At 52.5% G+C, this 15,413-nt stretch carries 10 protein-coding genes; 3 read left to right on the top strand and 7 right to left on the bottom strand.

The annotated features are described in order from the left end of the window. Positions 1 to 146: 146 nt before the first annotated feature. Positions 147 to 3,494 (bottom strand): isoleucine--tRNA ligase, encoded by a 3,348-nt coding sequence (gene ileS, locus HMPREF2981_RS08235; protein ID WP_070662279.1) that lies wholly within the window; start codon positions 3,492 to 3,494, stop codon positions 147 to 149. 1,053 nt (positions 3,495 to 4,547) lie between these two features. Here ileS and HMPREF2981_RS08230 point away from each other — a divergent pair. Continuing rightward, positions 4,548 to 5,060 (top strand): DUF3995 domain-containing protein, encoded by a 513-nt coding sequence (locus tag HMPREF2981_RS08230; RefSeq protein WP_246825420.1) that lies wholly within the window; start codon positions 4,548 to 4,550, stop codon positions 5,058 to 5,060. Positions 5,061 to 5,321: 261 nt separating this feature from the next. Here the strand turns inward: HMPREF2981_RS08230 and HMPREF2981_RS08225 are convergent, their stop codons facing one another. Next, positions 5,322 to 6,125: a DUF6318 family protein gene (locus tag HMPREF2981_RS08225; RefSeq protein WP_048779227.1), complete on the bottom strand. Its 804-nt coding sequence runs from the start codon at positions 6,123 to 6,125 to the stop codon at positions 5,322 to 5,324. Positions 6,126 to 6,260: 135 nt separating this feature from the next. After that, positions 6,261 to 6,602 (bottom strand): nitrite reductase small subunit NirD, encoded by a 342-nt coding sequence (gene nirD, locus HMPREF2981_RS08220; RefSeq protein ID WP_048779226.1) that lies wholly within the window; start codon positions 6,600 to 6,602, stop codon positions 6,261 to 6,263. Positions 6,603 to 7,118: 516 nt separating this feature from the next. On the opposite strand from nirD, the gene nirB reads away from it, so the two are divergent. After that, positions 7,119 to 9,806 carry a nitrite reductase large subunit NirB gene (nirB, locus tag HMPREF2981_RS08215; RefSeq protein WP_070662273.1) on the top strand — a complete coding sequence of 896 codons (2,688 nt, stop codon included), beginning with the start codon at positions 7,119 to 7,121 and terminating at the stop codon, positions 9,804 to 9,806. A gap of 10 nt (positions 9,807 to 9,816) precedes the next feature. Beyond that, entirely contained in the window at positions 9,817 to 10,710 is an 894-nt protein-coding gene (gene cobA, locus HMPREF2981_RS08210) for a uroporphyrinogen-III C-methyltransferase (RefSeq protein ID WP_070662270.1), read from the top strand. A gap of 137 nt (positions 10,711 to 10,847) precedes the next feature. Here cobA and HMPREF2981_RS08205 read toward each other — a convergent pair whose 3' ends face one another. From HMPREF2981_RS08205 to HMPREF2981_RS08190, 4 genes are all read right to left on the bottom strand, one after another. Then, the gene (locus HMPREF2981_RS08205) at positions 10,848 to 11,609 is read right to left on the bottom strand and encodes a sirohydrochlorin chelatase (RefSeq protein WP_070662262.1); all 762 of its coding nucleotides are present in this window, start codon (positions 11,607 to 11,609) and stop codon (positions 10,848 to 10,850) included. Between the two features lie 177 nt (positions 11,610 to 11,786). Then, complete coding sequence (locus HMPREF2981_RS08200; RefSeq protein ID WP_070662259.1) at positions 11,787 to 13,571, bottom strand: LPXTG cell wall anchor domain-containing protein; 1,785 nt, start codon at positions 13,569 to 13,571, stop codon at positions 11,787 to 11,789. A gap of 349 nt (positions 13,572 to 13,920) precedes the next feature. Further along, entirely contained in the window at positions 13,921 to 14,718 is a 798-nt protein-coding gene (locus HMPREF2981_RS08195) for an SDR family oxidoreductase (protein ID WP_070662848.1), read from the bottom strand. A gap of 199 nt (positions 14,719 to 14,917) precedes the next feature. Then, positions 14,918 to 15,214 (bottom strand): hypothetical protein, encoded by a 297-nt coding sequence (locus HMPREF2981_RS08190; RefSeq protein WP_037230985.1) that lies wholly within the window; start codon positions 15,212 to 15,214, stop codon positions 14,918 to 14,920. Positions 15,215 to 15,413 lie beyond the last annotated feature (199 nt).

The following is a 15,413-nucleotide window of genomic DNA, read 5'->3' as shown; positions in this document are numbered from 1 at the left end:
CTGGTATCAAGCTGTGCGGCCAGCGTCTTTACCAGGATTCTGCCTTATGTACAGATATATATTTGGGTGTATAGCCACCCCAGCACGGTACATACCGCGGTGTGTTATATGTGCTGGGGCGGCTTAGAGGCTATATTGCCCCTATTCTATGCTGCCTTTGCGACCGTAATGGTCAGGCTCTCGCCCTCCGTGAGATCCAGGGAAACCGCTAGGGTCTCGCCAGTGACCAGTTCCTCGTGGGTGCGCAGAGCCTCCAAGGTCTCCTGCGGCGCACTAACTGTTAGGTTGATGCGGTCAGAGACATTCAGTCCGGCATCTTTACGGGCCTGCTGAATAGCGCGAATAGTATCGCGGGCAATACCTTCTGCTACAAGTTCATCGGTTAATTCGATGTTCAGCACTAGGAAACCGCCGGGCATCACGGCTGCCGCTTCACGCTCGGTACCGTCGTCCGAGGAAGCTACTACGGTTGCCAGCTCATATTCGCCGTCAACTAGTGCAAGTCCGCCGTCGATGGTGTTGAAAGCAACGGTTACGGTACCATCTTCGGCGATTGTCCAATCGCCAGATTTCGATGCCTTAATAGCTGTCTGAACCTGTTTACCAAGGCGAGGACCTGCGGCACGGGCATTCACCTTCAACTGCTGTGAGATACCGTAGTCGGCGGGGTTAGCGTCCTGTGCATTCACGAGGATAACCTCACGCAGGTTCAGCTCGTCCTTCACAATCTTGGCGAAGTAATCGGCGCCCTTAGCACCGAATGCGGTTTCCAGCTGTGCGAACTGCTCGTTGGCAATGGCCGCCGTGAGCGATTGCAGAGGCTGACGCACACGGATCTTCTTCTCTTTACGCAGAGAAGATCCTGTAGAGCATACAGCCCGCACGGTTTCCATGAGCGAAAGCAGCTCAGATTCATCAGCAAAGTCTTCAGCGGCAGGCCAGTCGGCAAGATGTACCGAACGCTCGCCGGTCAAGCCACGGTAGATTTCCTCGGTCGTGAGCGGCAGAAGTGACGCCGCTACCTTTGATACCGTCACCAAAGCAGTGTACAGGGTATCAAAGGCATCGGGGTCTTCGTCAAAGAAACGTTCACGTGAGCGGCGCACATACCAGTTGGTAAGAGCATCAGCATAAAGACGCAGATGCTCGCAGGCACTCCAGATATCGTAAGAGTCCATGTCCGCGGTAACCTGCTGTACCAGCTCCCGGGTTTTACCCAAGATAAAGCGGTCCATCACATGCTGCGAATCGTACTTCACCTGTGCCGTATATCCCGCGCCTTTGTTGGCAGCATTCGCGTAGAGAGCGAAGAAGTGATAGACGTTCCACAGCGGAAGCATCACCTGTCGTACCCCTTCACGAATCCCCTGCTCGGTCACAATCAGGTTGCCGCCGCGCAGAATCGGCGATGACATGAGGAACCAGCGCATAGCATCCGAGCCGTCGCGGTCAAGAACTTCAGAGACATCCGGGTAGTTGCGCAGCGACTTTGACATTTTCTGCCCGTCAGAACCAAGCACGATGCCGTGACTGACAACATTCTTGAAGGCAGGACGGTCAAATAGTGCGGTCGCTAAAATATGCAAAGTGTAGAACCAACCGCGGGTCTGACCAATATACTCAACGATGAAATCCGCCGGATAATGGTTCTCGAACCAGTCCTTATTCTCGAAGGGATAGTGAACCTGCGCATACGGCATCGACCCGGAGTCAAACCATACGTCCAGCACGTCTTCGACGCGACGCATCGTAGACTTACCCGTTGGATCATCAGGGTTTGGACGCGTCAGCTCATCAATATAGGGACGGTGCAGATCTGGCTGCCCCTCTTTGTTCAGCGGCAGGCGACCAAAGTCAGCTTTGAGTTCTTCGAGCGATCCGTAAACATCAACACGAGGATAATTTGGATCGTCCGAAACCCAAACGGGAATAGGAGAACCCCAGAAACGGTTACGCGAAATTGACCAGTCGCGAGCGTTCTCAACCCACTTACCGAACTGCCCGTACTTGACATTTTCGGGAATCCAGTTGATCTGCTCGTTCAGCTCAGACATGCGGTCTTTGAACTCGGTCACCTTCACATACCAAGAGGTAATGGCGCGGTAGATTAGAGGATTACGGCAGCGCCAGCAGTGCGGGTAGGAGTGCACATAGGATTTCTCCACGATGAGCGCACCATCTGCCTTGAGAGCATTAATAATGGTGCGGTTCGCCTCGAAAACCTGAACTCCGGCGATACCCGCAAGCGCGGTAGACCCCGAAGGGCTAGGCTGCCCGAATAGGGGAAGGAACCTGGCGCCTTCATCTACCGAAAGCACCACGGGAATATCGTAGGATTCACAAACTTTCTGGTCGTCTTCACCATAGGCGGGTGCCTGATGAACGATACCGGTACCATCAGTGGTACTCACGTAATCGGCAACGAGAATCTGCCAGGAGGTTCCTGTGCCCCATTTCTCGGCATCGGCGAAATAGTCCCACAGCGGGGTGTAGCGCACACCTTCTAGTTGGGAGCCGGTGTAGCGCGCTGTGATGGCGGCTGCCGCATCCTCGGCAGAGTTCTCCCCTGCATACCCAAGATCTTTTGCGTAGGTTCCCAGCAGATCAGCAGCGATCAGGAAGCGTCGTCCATTGAAATCCCCGGCACCGGGAACTACGACGTATTCAATGTCGGGTCCGACGGCGAGCGCCTGGTTGGTGGGTAAGGTCCAGGGGGTGGTGGTCCAGGCAAGCGCCTCAACGCCTGCCAGTTCAGCGACAACGTTTTTATTGGCAGCGAGCGAGTCGTCCGCGGTGAGAGCGAAAGCTACCGTGACGGTCTGATCTTGACGATCCTGATAGACGTCGTCATCCATGCGCAGCTCGTGGTTCGATAACGGGGTTTCGTCTTTCCAGCAGTACGGCAGAACACGGAACCCTTGGTACGTGAGCCCTTTATCGTAGAGACGCTTGAACGCCCAAATCACGGATTCCATGTACTCAACGTTGAGGGTCTTATAGTCGTTCTCGAAGTCCACCCAACGCGCCTGCCTGGTAACGTATTGTTCCCACTCATTGGTGTATTTGAGCACGGAGGCGCGCGCGGCATCGTTGAAATTATCGATGCCCATCTCTAGGATTTCTTGTTTATCGGTCATGCCGAGCTGTTTCATGGCTTCAAGCTCGGCAGGCAGACCATGAGTGTCCCAGCCGAAGCGGCGTTCTACTTTATGCCCGCGCTGAGTTTGGTAACGTGCTACAAGGTCTTTCGCGTAACCTGTGAGCAGGTGCCCGTAGTGCGGCAGACCATTTGCGAATGGAGGGCCATCGTAGAAGACGAATTCGTTATCGCCGTGGGGCCCGGCTTCGCGGTTATCGATAGATGCTTGGAAGGTTCCGTCTTTCTTCCAATAGTCGAGTACAGCTTCTTCGAGCTTAGGGAATTTAGGTGATGCGCTCACGCCGTTGCCTGCGGCTTCGAACGTGCTCACCTTGGGGTAGATGTTCTCTGACATGTAAGTGCGCCCTATTTCTGTTCAGGTACCCTCCATCGGGTACTTCTGGTGCACCCAATGCCGGGAATGGACAAACGGGTGCAAGGACGCCTTCATCGTGCGCCCCTCATGGAGCGTATGTGCTGGCGCGGTACCACCTTGCTTACTGATACAGACAAACGCACCGACCTCCCCCGGGGCTATGAACTGTTCATCAGGAACGTTCTTACGCCCCGGAGAGCGGCGCGTTGAGCGAGTATCAGTCGCTTATTAACAGCTGTATCGGGCTTAACCGTCCGGGTCTACTAAGACTGCATCTGTTCCGCTAAGGCGCCCCTCGCCGCAGCGAAAAGGTGGGGTCCCGCAGGTGCGGTCTGTTCTTCCGAATTGCTCGCCGGTGATCGCCGGGTCTTTGCAAACATCTACATTCTATGGGGTTTGCAGCTACGGGTGCAAGCTACAAAAAACCCAATTTTTACCCGCTTTCAGACCCTCTGTGACGCATCTCGGGCGTGTCGTAAATGCATGTTTTTACAAATATACTCAATGTTTTCATACACTTTCAGTTGAATATTAACCCTCGACACTAGATATTGGGGTCATTCTTGCCAGCCTCCACTAAATATGCATTTTTACGTGCTCTGTCAACGAAAAAATTTTCGTTTATCTAGCGTTTATACAGCACATGGGACGTCCTGTTTCTCTGAAGAACACGCCCAGAATGCTGTGGGAAAGTTCACGGGTCTCCCCACATCGACTTCCTTCCTCAATGATGCACTTCTGACCTTCCGCACCAGTTCGGCGCCACCTCTGAAATAAGGGGTTATTGAGTCTGAAAAACATATTTTTTAACAGAAGTCGCTAGCCCCTGAATGCTCTGCTCGGGTAAGTGTAGCTCGCGTTCTTCATGTGCACGGCAAGCAGAGTAGTCTCGGTTACTAATTCGGGAAGCCCCAGAATCTCGGAATTCTCCATAGAAAGCAATCCGTTATGTTCTATTATTAATACTTTTGGGGCTATAGAACAAAAATTATTTTTATGACAATATCTACACTTCCCTCTAGATAGGAAGAGGTGACGGCTTCTAGACTGTATGACATGGAGAAAACCCGCACGAAACCTCCCGGAACACCGCTGTTTATTGGAGCCGCTATCGCAGGTTTATTGCACGCTGCACCCAGCTTTTACTGGATGTGCGGCGGGATGTGGCTGTTAGATACCGTGGGGCCGATGGCTGTCGAACTACAGCAAGAGGGTAACGTTCCGGTGCGGTTTTTACTGGCCGCCGTGTTTATCGCCAAAGTTACGGGCGCACTTGTGCCGCTTATATACCATCTACGACCACCTGCGCACGCGTGGGTTCGCATTGTTTCTTGGGTGGGCTCTATAGTGCTTATAGGCTGGGGCGGCCGTGGAACTTTTGTAGGGTGGTGGCGCGTAGTAATTGATCAAGCTTCCCTAAGCAACCCGCTCGTAGCCGGGCACACCTACCTATGGAGTCCCCTTTTCCTCCTTTGGGGACTGCTGCTGTGCGGGGCGCTATTCGTCTCGCGCGCTCGACGCCAGAAAGTGCCGTCAACAGGCTAAAGACCACTCGGCATATGACCTTAAGAGATGTTGAAGGCATCTGCCACATCGCTACTACATATAACGTTTTGGGCAGAAATGGAGGCTTAAATTCCCTCGGCAGAAAGCTTCTTAATGTATCCGGTTAGTTCAAGGAATGTACAGTCGAGGATTTTTCCATAATTATTATCTTCTGGCTCCCCGAAAGTATTCGGGGAGCCAGAAGAATTTTTGAAAATTACTTTAGAGAGTTCTGCGGCTAAAACCGTAAGAGTAATGTAGCTAGGTAGCGGAGGAAGAACTGTTGCCACTTTCAACAAGCTGAGGATATTTTTGCTTCAGATAGGTATTGGTGACGTACTTCCACGACCCACCATCGTAGATGGTCACCATGTAGATGTTATCCGCTGTATCTGCTGGCCGGTCTGCCACTTCTTCCTTACTAAGGTGGGCTTTATAGGCTTCAAATTTTTCACCATAATTCCATGCAACAGCCACGATATCGGATTCGAACACTACTGTAGGCCTTTCATCACGAATCCAGCACTTGAGGTCGTACCCTTCCATCCAGCCACCGCCGTTATAAATGTCGCGATACAAGTCAAATTGTGGTCGAAGATTCGGATCATCTTCATGGCTGAGTTTCTTCGCGTATTCAGAATTTCCGGTAAGAACCGCGTAAAGGAATGATGCCTCATAGGCGGCAAGAGCCTTATATGAGCCTTCTAGGGTCTTCTGGCGTATGGCATTCTCGTCAATATCAGGTTCGGGAACGTTCTTTGCAGGCTCGGTGTTGGTTGCGGGAGTATAACCGCCTTTATCTTTAGTCGGAAGTTTTATGTCTCCCACATATTTATTCCAGTCAGCAACGAACTTTGCATACTCTTCCGGTGAGGTCGAGTCGCTGGGTGAACTTGTTGACGAAGCGCTAGAGCTTGAAGAGGATGAGCTGTTGCTCGGCGAGTTTTGAACACTCTTGATGGAGGGGGCGCATCCGGCGAGGGTTGCAATCCCAAAAGCCCCAAAACCAATAAGAGTAGCGCGACGTGAAGGAGTAGAGGTGAAAGTGGTGTATGGCGAATTCATTGGTTTTCTCTTTTCAGTATGCGTATGTTTTTGAGTGATTACTCTGCACCGTAACAACTGCGTCTGAAAAGACCCTGAACTTTCGTACACACAACCTGAGAGTAGCCTAAAAGTTACAGAACAAAACTCTAAGAATTAGACCTGCAGGTAAATATTGCCGTCTCGCACTTCTAGAGGGTACACACCGATCGTATAGTCAGCGCCTGAGACACACTCACCCGTAGCGAGGTCGTACACCTCTTTATAAAGGGGTGAGGCAATAGTCGAGTGCCCGTCTTTCTCTCCAACAATGCCGCGAGCAATCACAAGAGACTGACTATTAGGGTCACGATGATCGCATGCATAGTACCCATGCTTAGTTTTAAAGATTGCATACTGCTGACCTTTGACGAGTGCAACTTCGCCCCAATTTTCTTCGAGTTCGCTTTCGGGACAGATGCGAACCCAGGAAGGTGCTACGGCGGCATTTTCAGTCATGACGGCTCTACCTTTCGACAGGTGCTATCTATGCAACCGGTCACAGTCAAGAGCTACATATCAAATCAGCATAGACAGAAGGCGGCATACGAGAGCACAAGTATTTCTTGTGTGTTCCGTTTGGAGTCTACCCTATAAAAACCACAGATAAAAATATGACATACCTAAGCTACTAAAGGTCTGAAAAACCCTTAAAAACACAGCACTTTAGGGAGTTTAGGCTTACCTAAAACAACAATCCTTAGGGTCAAAAACACCCATTAATCCCTAGATATTTCAAGGAATTTCCTTAAAATTTTTCTCAAAAATACCGATTTTGGCACTTTCGTCGTATAGCCTCTGTGTAAGATAAAAACAGCGACTTTTTACAAGCAAGAATCTGCGTATAAAACAACATAATCCCACACTCTTGTTGTTCTGGCTCAAGGTTTGTTCCCGGTTTTCCTGCATTGCCGGTTCCTAGAGACAGGTCATTCTTTGCTGAAGTCGGTATACACACAACTAGGAAGGACAAATATGTCTCAGAACGGCCCTGGGAACACCGCCCGTAATATTCTGGTCGTCGGTGCAGGACCCGCAGCATGGCGTTTTGTACGCGCTTATCATGAAGGCGCTCAGGATGCCGGACGCACCTCTGACACCATTACCGTTCTCAATGATGAACCGTATATTCCGTACGACCGCGTTGCTATCGAACAGCTTTTTAAAGATACCGACAAAGACCTTACCCTTGGCGACCCGGCGCTCTGGGACGAGTCCACGATCAACCTGGTTAACAATACCCGTGGCGAATCACTCAACCGTGACTCGCGCGTTGTTAAAGGTTCAGACGGCGTAGACTACCCCTACGATGTGCTTGTATTCGCTACCGGTTCAAGTGCGGTGCGCATTCCGATTCCTAACGCAGATTGCGCCCATGTATTCCGCACCGCAGACGATGTTAAAAACATGGTCTCCGAAGTTGAACGGTTGCAGACTAAACTTGGGCGCGCACCGCGCGGTATTGTTGTCGGCGGAGGCCTTCTCGGGTTGGAAGCCGCAGAAGGTCTCAAAGACCTTGGTGCCGAACCCACCATCCTCGATGTTGCCCCGTGGCTTCTCTCTGTGGAGGTCGATCAGGGCGGCGGTTACGCGGTCAACGCCCAGATCAAAGCAACCGGGATCGACATCGAAACCGGTGCGTTCATATCCGCTATCAACAAAGATGCCTCAGGCGAGGTTATTTCGGTCTCCGTAGCAGATTCCACCTCGGACGAAGCCGTTATTCACCAGATTGATGCAGACCTCGTGGTCTTCGCTGCAGGTATTCGCCCCAACGATGAGCTGGCACGCGCCGCTGGACTAGAGACTGGCGAACGCGGTGGTATTCTCGTCAATAATGCATGCCACACAAGCGACGAGCATATCTGGGCTATCGGCGAAGTAGCCTGCGTACTTGGACGAACTTGGGGTCTGGTTGCCCCCGCCAACGCGATGGCGGATGCGGTCGCCAAGAATCTGCTCAACGGCAACGAAGATGCTCAGGTCGAAGAATTCGATATCGCCACGAAACTCAAATTCTCAGGCGTACAGGTTGCAGGCTTCGGTGACCGCCGCGGCACCACGGAAGGCTGCCTCGAAATTCTCTTCGCAGACCCCGCGCGCGGCATGTACCAGAAGATCGTAACCAGCGGCGACGCCAAGACTCTCCTCGGCGGCGTTTTCGTGGGAGACACCGCTCCTTTCGATTCCCTCAAGCCGCTGCTGGGACGAGAACTCCCGGCAGAGCCCAATGTGTATCTCACGGCGGCAGGTGGCGGCGACGGTATTCCCGATACAGAGCTGCCCGACGATGCCATTCTCTGCTCGTGCAACAACATTAGCTTCGGCGAAGTCCGTCAGGCAGTGGTTGACGGCAACCACGACGTACCCGCCCTAAAGGCATGCACCACGGCTGGCACCCAGTGCGGCTCCTGTGTGCCCATGCTACAGAAAACCCTCGAACAGCAGATGAAAAAGATGGGTATGACCGTCTCTAAGGCGCTGTGCGAACACTTCGATTTCTCCCGCGCAGAGCTTGCGGAAGCGGTACGCCTTACCAACCTCGACGACTTCGATTCGGTCATTGCACGCTTTGGGCACGGCGGCGACGGCTGTGCTATCTGCAAACCAACGGTCGCATCCATTCTTTCATCGTTCCGCAACTCCTACGTGCTCGATGCCGGTCGCGGCGGCCTACAGGAAACCAACGATCGTGCTCTGGCAAACATGCAGAAGAACGGTACCTATTCGGTTGTTCCGCGCATCCCCGCAGGCGAAATTCCCGCTAAGAAACTGGCCGTCATTGCTGCCGTTGCGGATGAGTTCAACCTCTACGTCAAGATCACCGGTGCGCAACGTATCGGTATGTTTGGCGCCCGATTGGAGCAGCTGCCCTACATTTGGGAGCGGCTGGTTGATGCTGGATTCGAGTCCGGTCAGGCATACGGCAAGTCGCTGCGTAACGTTAAATCCTGCCTCGGCTCAACCTGGTGCCGCTACGGTGTTCAAGACTCGGTGGGTATGGCCGTCGAGTTGGAGAATCGCTACCGCGGTCTGCGTTCACCCCACAAGTTCAAGTTTGGTGTCTCCGGCTGTAACCGTGAATGTGCTGAAGCACAGGGCAAAGACGTGGGCCTGATCGCCACCACCAACGGCTGGAACCTATACCTTGGTGGTAACGGCGGCGCGAACCCCGCGCATGGGCGCTTGTTCGTCAAGGATGCCTCCAGTGAAGAAGTTGTTCGTTACATCGACCGCTACCTCATGTACTACATCCGCACAGCGGATAAGCTACAACGCACTGCCCGATGGCTTGAAGACCTTGACGAAGAGCACGGTGATGGTTTGGCTCATCTGCAATCTGTACTCATCGAAGATTCTTTGAGAGTCTGCGAGGATCTGGAACGAGATATGCAGCGCCACGTGGATTCTTACCAGGACGAATGGGCTGCCACCCTCAAAGACGAACGCCGTCTGCGCCGCTTCCGTGCCTTCATCAACGAGCCCGATGGCAGCGATGAAGCAGCGCACCTGTTTGTTCTTGAACGTGAGCAGATTCGCCCAGCAACACCCGAGGAAATTGCTGCCGCAGAGAAGGGTGAAGGCAATACCGTGCTGGTGACGGGAGCGAAAATCCCAGTCGGCCCACCCAGCGCGCATAATCCTGTTCCAGCGAACGCCTAAGGACCCGCCCATGTCACCTAAAATTCCGCCGTTTCCACCGCGCGAATTTGCGACGATAGATGAGGTTCTAGCCAATATTCCGGCGGGTGTTGCTCAAGACGCGCCCTTAGTTCCAAGATCCCGGGCAGATGTACCCGGTAAGGTGTACATCGCCGGGGGCGGTCCCGGTGCTCTCGATTTGCTGACTCTACGTGCCGTTCGAGCGCTCGGTGAAGCCGATGTCGTGCTGCTAGATCATTTAGCTCCACAAGAGCTTGCCGAATACGCTCCAAACGCCCTGATCATTGACGTGGGCAAAGTACCCGGTAAGCATGCGGTGCCGCAGTCACGCATCCAGCAACTCATGATTGACTATGCACTCGCGGGCAAAACCGTGGTGCGGCTCAAAGGCGGCGATCCATATGTATACGGTCGCGGTGCTGAGGAGCTAGATGCTTGTTTTGCAGCCGGACTGGATGCTGAGGTTATTCCGGGCATTACTAGCGCTATTGCGGTGCCCGCCCGCGCTTCTATCCCCGTGACTCTGCGTAAAGTATCGTCGATCTTTACTGTAGTTTCGGGCCATTCGGGGCTTGATGCAACCGATATACAAGCTGTTGTTTCAACGCTGCGCGCTCACGGTACCGTGGTGCTTCTGATGGGCGTGCGTACTCTGCCGGATACTATCGAGCAGATAATGTTGCGCGGTGTTGAAAGCGATATGCCGTTGGCCACCATTGAGAAGGGGTTCACGGACCAAGAGCGCGTTATTGTCACGACCTTGCAGCAAGCTCTTCAAGACTGCCGAGACGTTAAATCACCTGCTATTACAGTCATTGGTGAGGTCGTCTATTATGCACGCGACGATCGGCATCAGTTCATCAGTCATGTACATGAACGGCTGCGTGAGCAATCCACGTCTTGAGTTCTCTGCCGCTCAGAAACTTGCTCCATAGTGGATTGATTATCCGCTAATTCTGGCGCATACAACGTGGCTTCCGTCTTCGTTTTCTTAGTTGTCGAAGGCGGAAGCCATTTTATATGCTTGACCGTATTTGAGTATTATTCGGCAGAGGTGGTCAGCGCCTCGTCAAGACGAGATAGAGCGCACTGAGCAATAATACGTGCGGAGGCAATATCGTGAGAGGATACCAACGGTGCAGCCACTATAGTTGAAGCGCTAACCGCCTCGATATCACGTCTCATCTTTTTGGCAAAAAATCCATCTGCAAGCAAGTACGGGCACGCGAACCTTGGTTGCTCTTGACGAGCTATATCAATTATTGTCGGCTCGATTGCTGCGATAAAAGCGTTTCTGGTAGGTGTGTGGAGAACTTCTGCGAGCAAATCGGCGGCGCGCTGCATATCTGCTCGCCCATCTTGGCGGGATGAACCTGCAGCCCCTTGAACAATCGGTGGTGCGGCAGAACCGGCAGCTATTTTTTCATGCCATCCAATTTCCTCAAGCCGAGTTCGCTGAAGATGGGCAAGCCGCGCATCCGGCCCCAGAGAGGCAGCAATATGAATATCTTTAACTCCGCTGGTACGTGCAGCGCGCCTTAGATCAACCTGGGTGTGAAATCCTGTTGACAGTAGAACCGGCACAATAACACAAGGCTCGCCATCCGGTAAGGCTTGAGCGGCTTCATCTACACTCGGTGTCTGCACGTCTACATAAGCTTCGTGAACTTTATATTCTCGCCCGTCAGACGTGCTTCGTTCATGAAGTAGCTTTTGAAGCTCGGCGCGCACGAGGGCAATCGCTTGGCGCCCTTCTGAAGAGTCAGTACCGTGAGAGGTCGCAAGAACATTGAGAACAGACATAGCTCAAGTGTACGCGCCTGAAGAACCCGACTCACCTATAAAGGTAATTACCACCTTATAGAAGGGCATAAAGAATGGGTACCCGTACGATGCGGATACCCATCCTTGTACCTATTCACAACACACGGAATTCGTGTGCTTCCCTATGTGATAACCTGCGGACTACCGCAGAGGCTCTTATGCGTTGTCTTTTTTACGACGACGAGCCGCAACGAGAGCGGTACCTGCCGCCAGCGTTGAGCCGCCAAGAGTCGTGAAGAGTACAACGCCGTCAGCACCGGTACGAGCCAGGTTACGCTTATTGGCTGAGGTCGTAGCTGCAGAGCTCGAGTTACTGTGCGCATTACCAGTATTGGCGTCCGGTTCAGCTTGTACTGCATCGCCTTCTGCAGATCCGTTCAGAGCAGCTGCACCGCCTTGTCCGCCGTTGTTGTGTCCAGCCTTCTTAGCGCCGGGACGGGTTGCGGCGACGTTGGCATTGTTATCCTCGCCACCGGGTGCCGGGTGCGAGTCATCAGAAACCATCGCTACTGTGTATGCCTGTACGTGTTCTTCACCCTTGGGATTGCTAATCGCGACGATACCGTATGAGTACCCTGGACGCAGCTTTGCAGCTTCGACTTCCAGCTGTGCAGTGAACGAACCATCAACAATTTCTGAGGGTTTCACAAAGACGCTCTTGATGGCTTCGCCTTGTGCTTTACCTTCGCTATCTAATTCGAAGATAGTAACTTCAACGCCTTCTGAGACGTGTTCGCCGCTAAAACCAGCGCCCCGGACTACAACGACGTTAGTTGCTGCATCGCCAGAGAAATGTGCGCTATCGACACGCAGAGAAGCCTTATTCGCTACATCCATCGTGGTTTCTTCTGCAGGGGATGCAGGGGCGGGAGCTGAAGAAGTTGCGGAGGGACTAGCAGATGCGGTCTCTGAAGCTTCAGCAGATGCACTGGAGGGGGTTGCACTAGCTGATTCAGACGCGCTGGGAGCCTCGCTCTTCCCTGTATCAGCGGATACGCTCGGTGCGGGAGCCGCGGACGACTCTTGGGGTTTGGGAGTTACTGTCTCTGTAGGTTTAGGCGCCTGGGTATTCTCGGGCTGCGCCGGTGCGGCAGTCGGGGCTTTTTTGTTACTAGATTCCTGAGGAGCCGGAGCCTCACTCGCTACAGTATGAGCAACGCGGCGCTGCTTGAGTTCAACGATGGTACCTGCTACAAGGTGATCTTTACCGCCGGGGTTACTGACAGCAACAATTGCATAGCTCTTATTGCCTTTCAGCCTGCTTGAGCTGACGTTCACAGTGGCGGTAGCAGTACCATCAATGAGTTCTTGGGCAGAGACACGACCGGTTGCAAGAGGGGAGCCTACAGGGCGGCCTTGAGCATTTACTTCCTGAATGCGAACCTCTATAGAGCTACCAACGCGCGGACCGTAGAAACCACTGACACGCACGGTGAAAGGGCTAAATTCGTTATCGGTGTAGATAGTGGCGGAATCAACAGAAACCTTAGGAGCGTTCTGGCGCCCCTCTGAGGTTTCATCACCCTCATTCTCAACCCCGATAACCTTTGTGCCGGGAGTAGCCTTTGAGGTTTTCTCGGTCTGTTCTGGAACGGCAGAGGTTTCAGATGGTTTAGCTTCAGGGGTTGAGGCTGAAGCAGTCTCAGAGGCGGTCGGAGATTCGGATTTTACCGGTTTTTCCTGTTCAGGCACCTGTGTAGAGGCCGCAGAAGCGGTTTCCTGAGCACCTGCCGGTTGAGCAGATGCGCTGGATTTTGCCCAAGGGATAGTCTGAAGCGGCAATGAGGAATTCTCATGCGTCGATTCAGTAGCGGAGGTATCTGAACCGGTCGAACTACCTGCTTCAGATGCAAAAGTAGCAGGAACATAGCTTAACGTTCCTGCTGTAATAACGGTCGCGGCGGCGAGTGCGTAGACACGGGTTGACTTCTTTGGAGCCATGTTTCCCTCTTTGAAGTTATGTGAGTTGAGCTACTGCATATTTCTGTGATGTGAGTGCCAGATTCAGTTACTCATTGACCCATCTCAATTTATCGGTGACGCCCTAACACTAGCATTCGTGAGGGGCTTGCAATGAGAAACTGTACCACCACCCCAAAAGTGTTACCAAATATTTATTTTTACCATTACTTAATCCACGTTAAAATCAGACCAATAGCGCATATATTACGAACACTGGGAGTAAACCTCAGGTTTCTCTTGAAGGAGTAATAAGAACGCCAGATACCGCGTGCGAAACCTTAGTTTTGCACGCCGTGTCTGTACTTGTCCTAAATACCTCTTTAAATATCTACGAGGACCGGATGACCTTGAACTGGCTTGCCTGAGCAAGCGGGCGCAAAGTCACATGATCAAGATTGATATGGTGAGGGATATTCAATGCAAAGACTACTGTCTGAGCAACGTCTTCTGCCACCAAAGGGTTCTGTACCCCGGCATATACCTTTTCAGCAGCTTCCACAGACCCCAAGCGATTCAATGAAAATTCTTCTGTATGCACCATACCCGGACGAATCTCAATGACGCGCACATTGTGATCAGCTTCCTCAAGGCGCAGAGCCTCGGTAAGTCCCCGAGCACCGAATTTCGCGGCGTTATACCCTGCACCTCCTTCATAACCGCCTTCGGCTGCTGTGGAGGTCAGGTTCAGAATACTCCCCTGACCATGAGCCCTCAGCGCGGGAGCAAAGGCACGCACCGTATGTAGAATTCCGAGCACATTCAGGCGGTACATCGCTAGGTAATCATCCGGATCTCCATCAGCAACACGATCAAGACCGATCGCTCCCCCAGCGATATTAACCAGCGCATCAAGCTGTAAGTGCTCCGTTATGATCTGCTTTGCAGCTGCGTTTACTGCCGATTCATCAGTAACGTCACAGGTTATAGGATGCGCTCCGGTCTCTGCTTCAAGCGTGCGAAGACGTTCGGTACGGCGAGCAAACGCATAAACCGTCCATCCGGTAGCCGTTAGCTGTTCAACGGTTGCGCGACCGATGCCACTGGAGGCTCCTGTTACGACGGCAACTTTACCCTCACAAGCGTTGGGGGCAAATGGATTGGCAGGAATACGAGTATTGTCTAGCATCATGAACTTACCTTTCCACGTCGGTGGTGAAAGTCTTATTCATCTATGATGCCATACACAAAATTATCGTATAGAAAGATAGGCAATGCGCGCTAACAGAGTCACACGCGCATCGTACATCTGCGGGATAGCAGACAGCATTATCGATTCTTCCCACTCTCATGAACGCTCACCTTTAAAGGTGCATAACGCAGTACTTTTAGCGTTTCCGCTGGGGAAAACCCCATTTAGAACGTTTACCGTCACGGAAACCCAGACGATGCTCAAAATGGCGAGAGCTGCTGCCCGTCTTCGTAGTATCGGGAGGAACGGTTCCTGCTTTTGCTGACATGAGGTATAAAATTCCCGCTCCCGGCAAGAAAAGCACAAGCGGAAGTATCATGTGCAGACGCTCTTCGTTGTATCCGGTTCGCGTTGTTAAATGCCAAACGCAAACCGCAACGATCGCGAGATGAAGAGCAAGTACCGTCATAACAGGAGCTGATATCTCAAACATGGAAGTCCCTTGAAAAGTTTTCCTGTGTGATACTCACCAGTCTACTCTTATGCGGTACCTTGTGATAGGGAATCGAGAGATAACACACGGTGAATAGATAAATACGTCACATAAGGCACGGAAACTACAGATATACCTATGGATCTTTTAGCATTTCGCTCTCGCAGCGCACGATGCAATGCTCTCTATACCCGCCGCG

This window comes from Rothia sp. HMSC069C01 (genome assembly GCF_001814655.1).
GTDB lineage: Bacteria > Actinomycetota > Actinomycetes > Actinomycetales > Micrococcaceae > Rothia > Rothia dentocariosa.
Note: the sequence above shows the minus strand (reverse complement) of the source record. Positions and strands in the feature narration are given on the sequence as shown.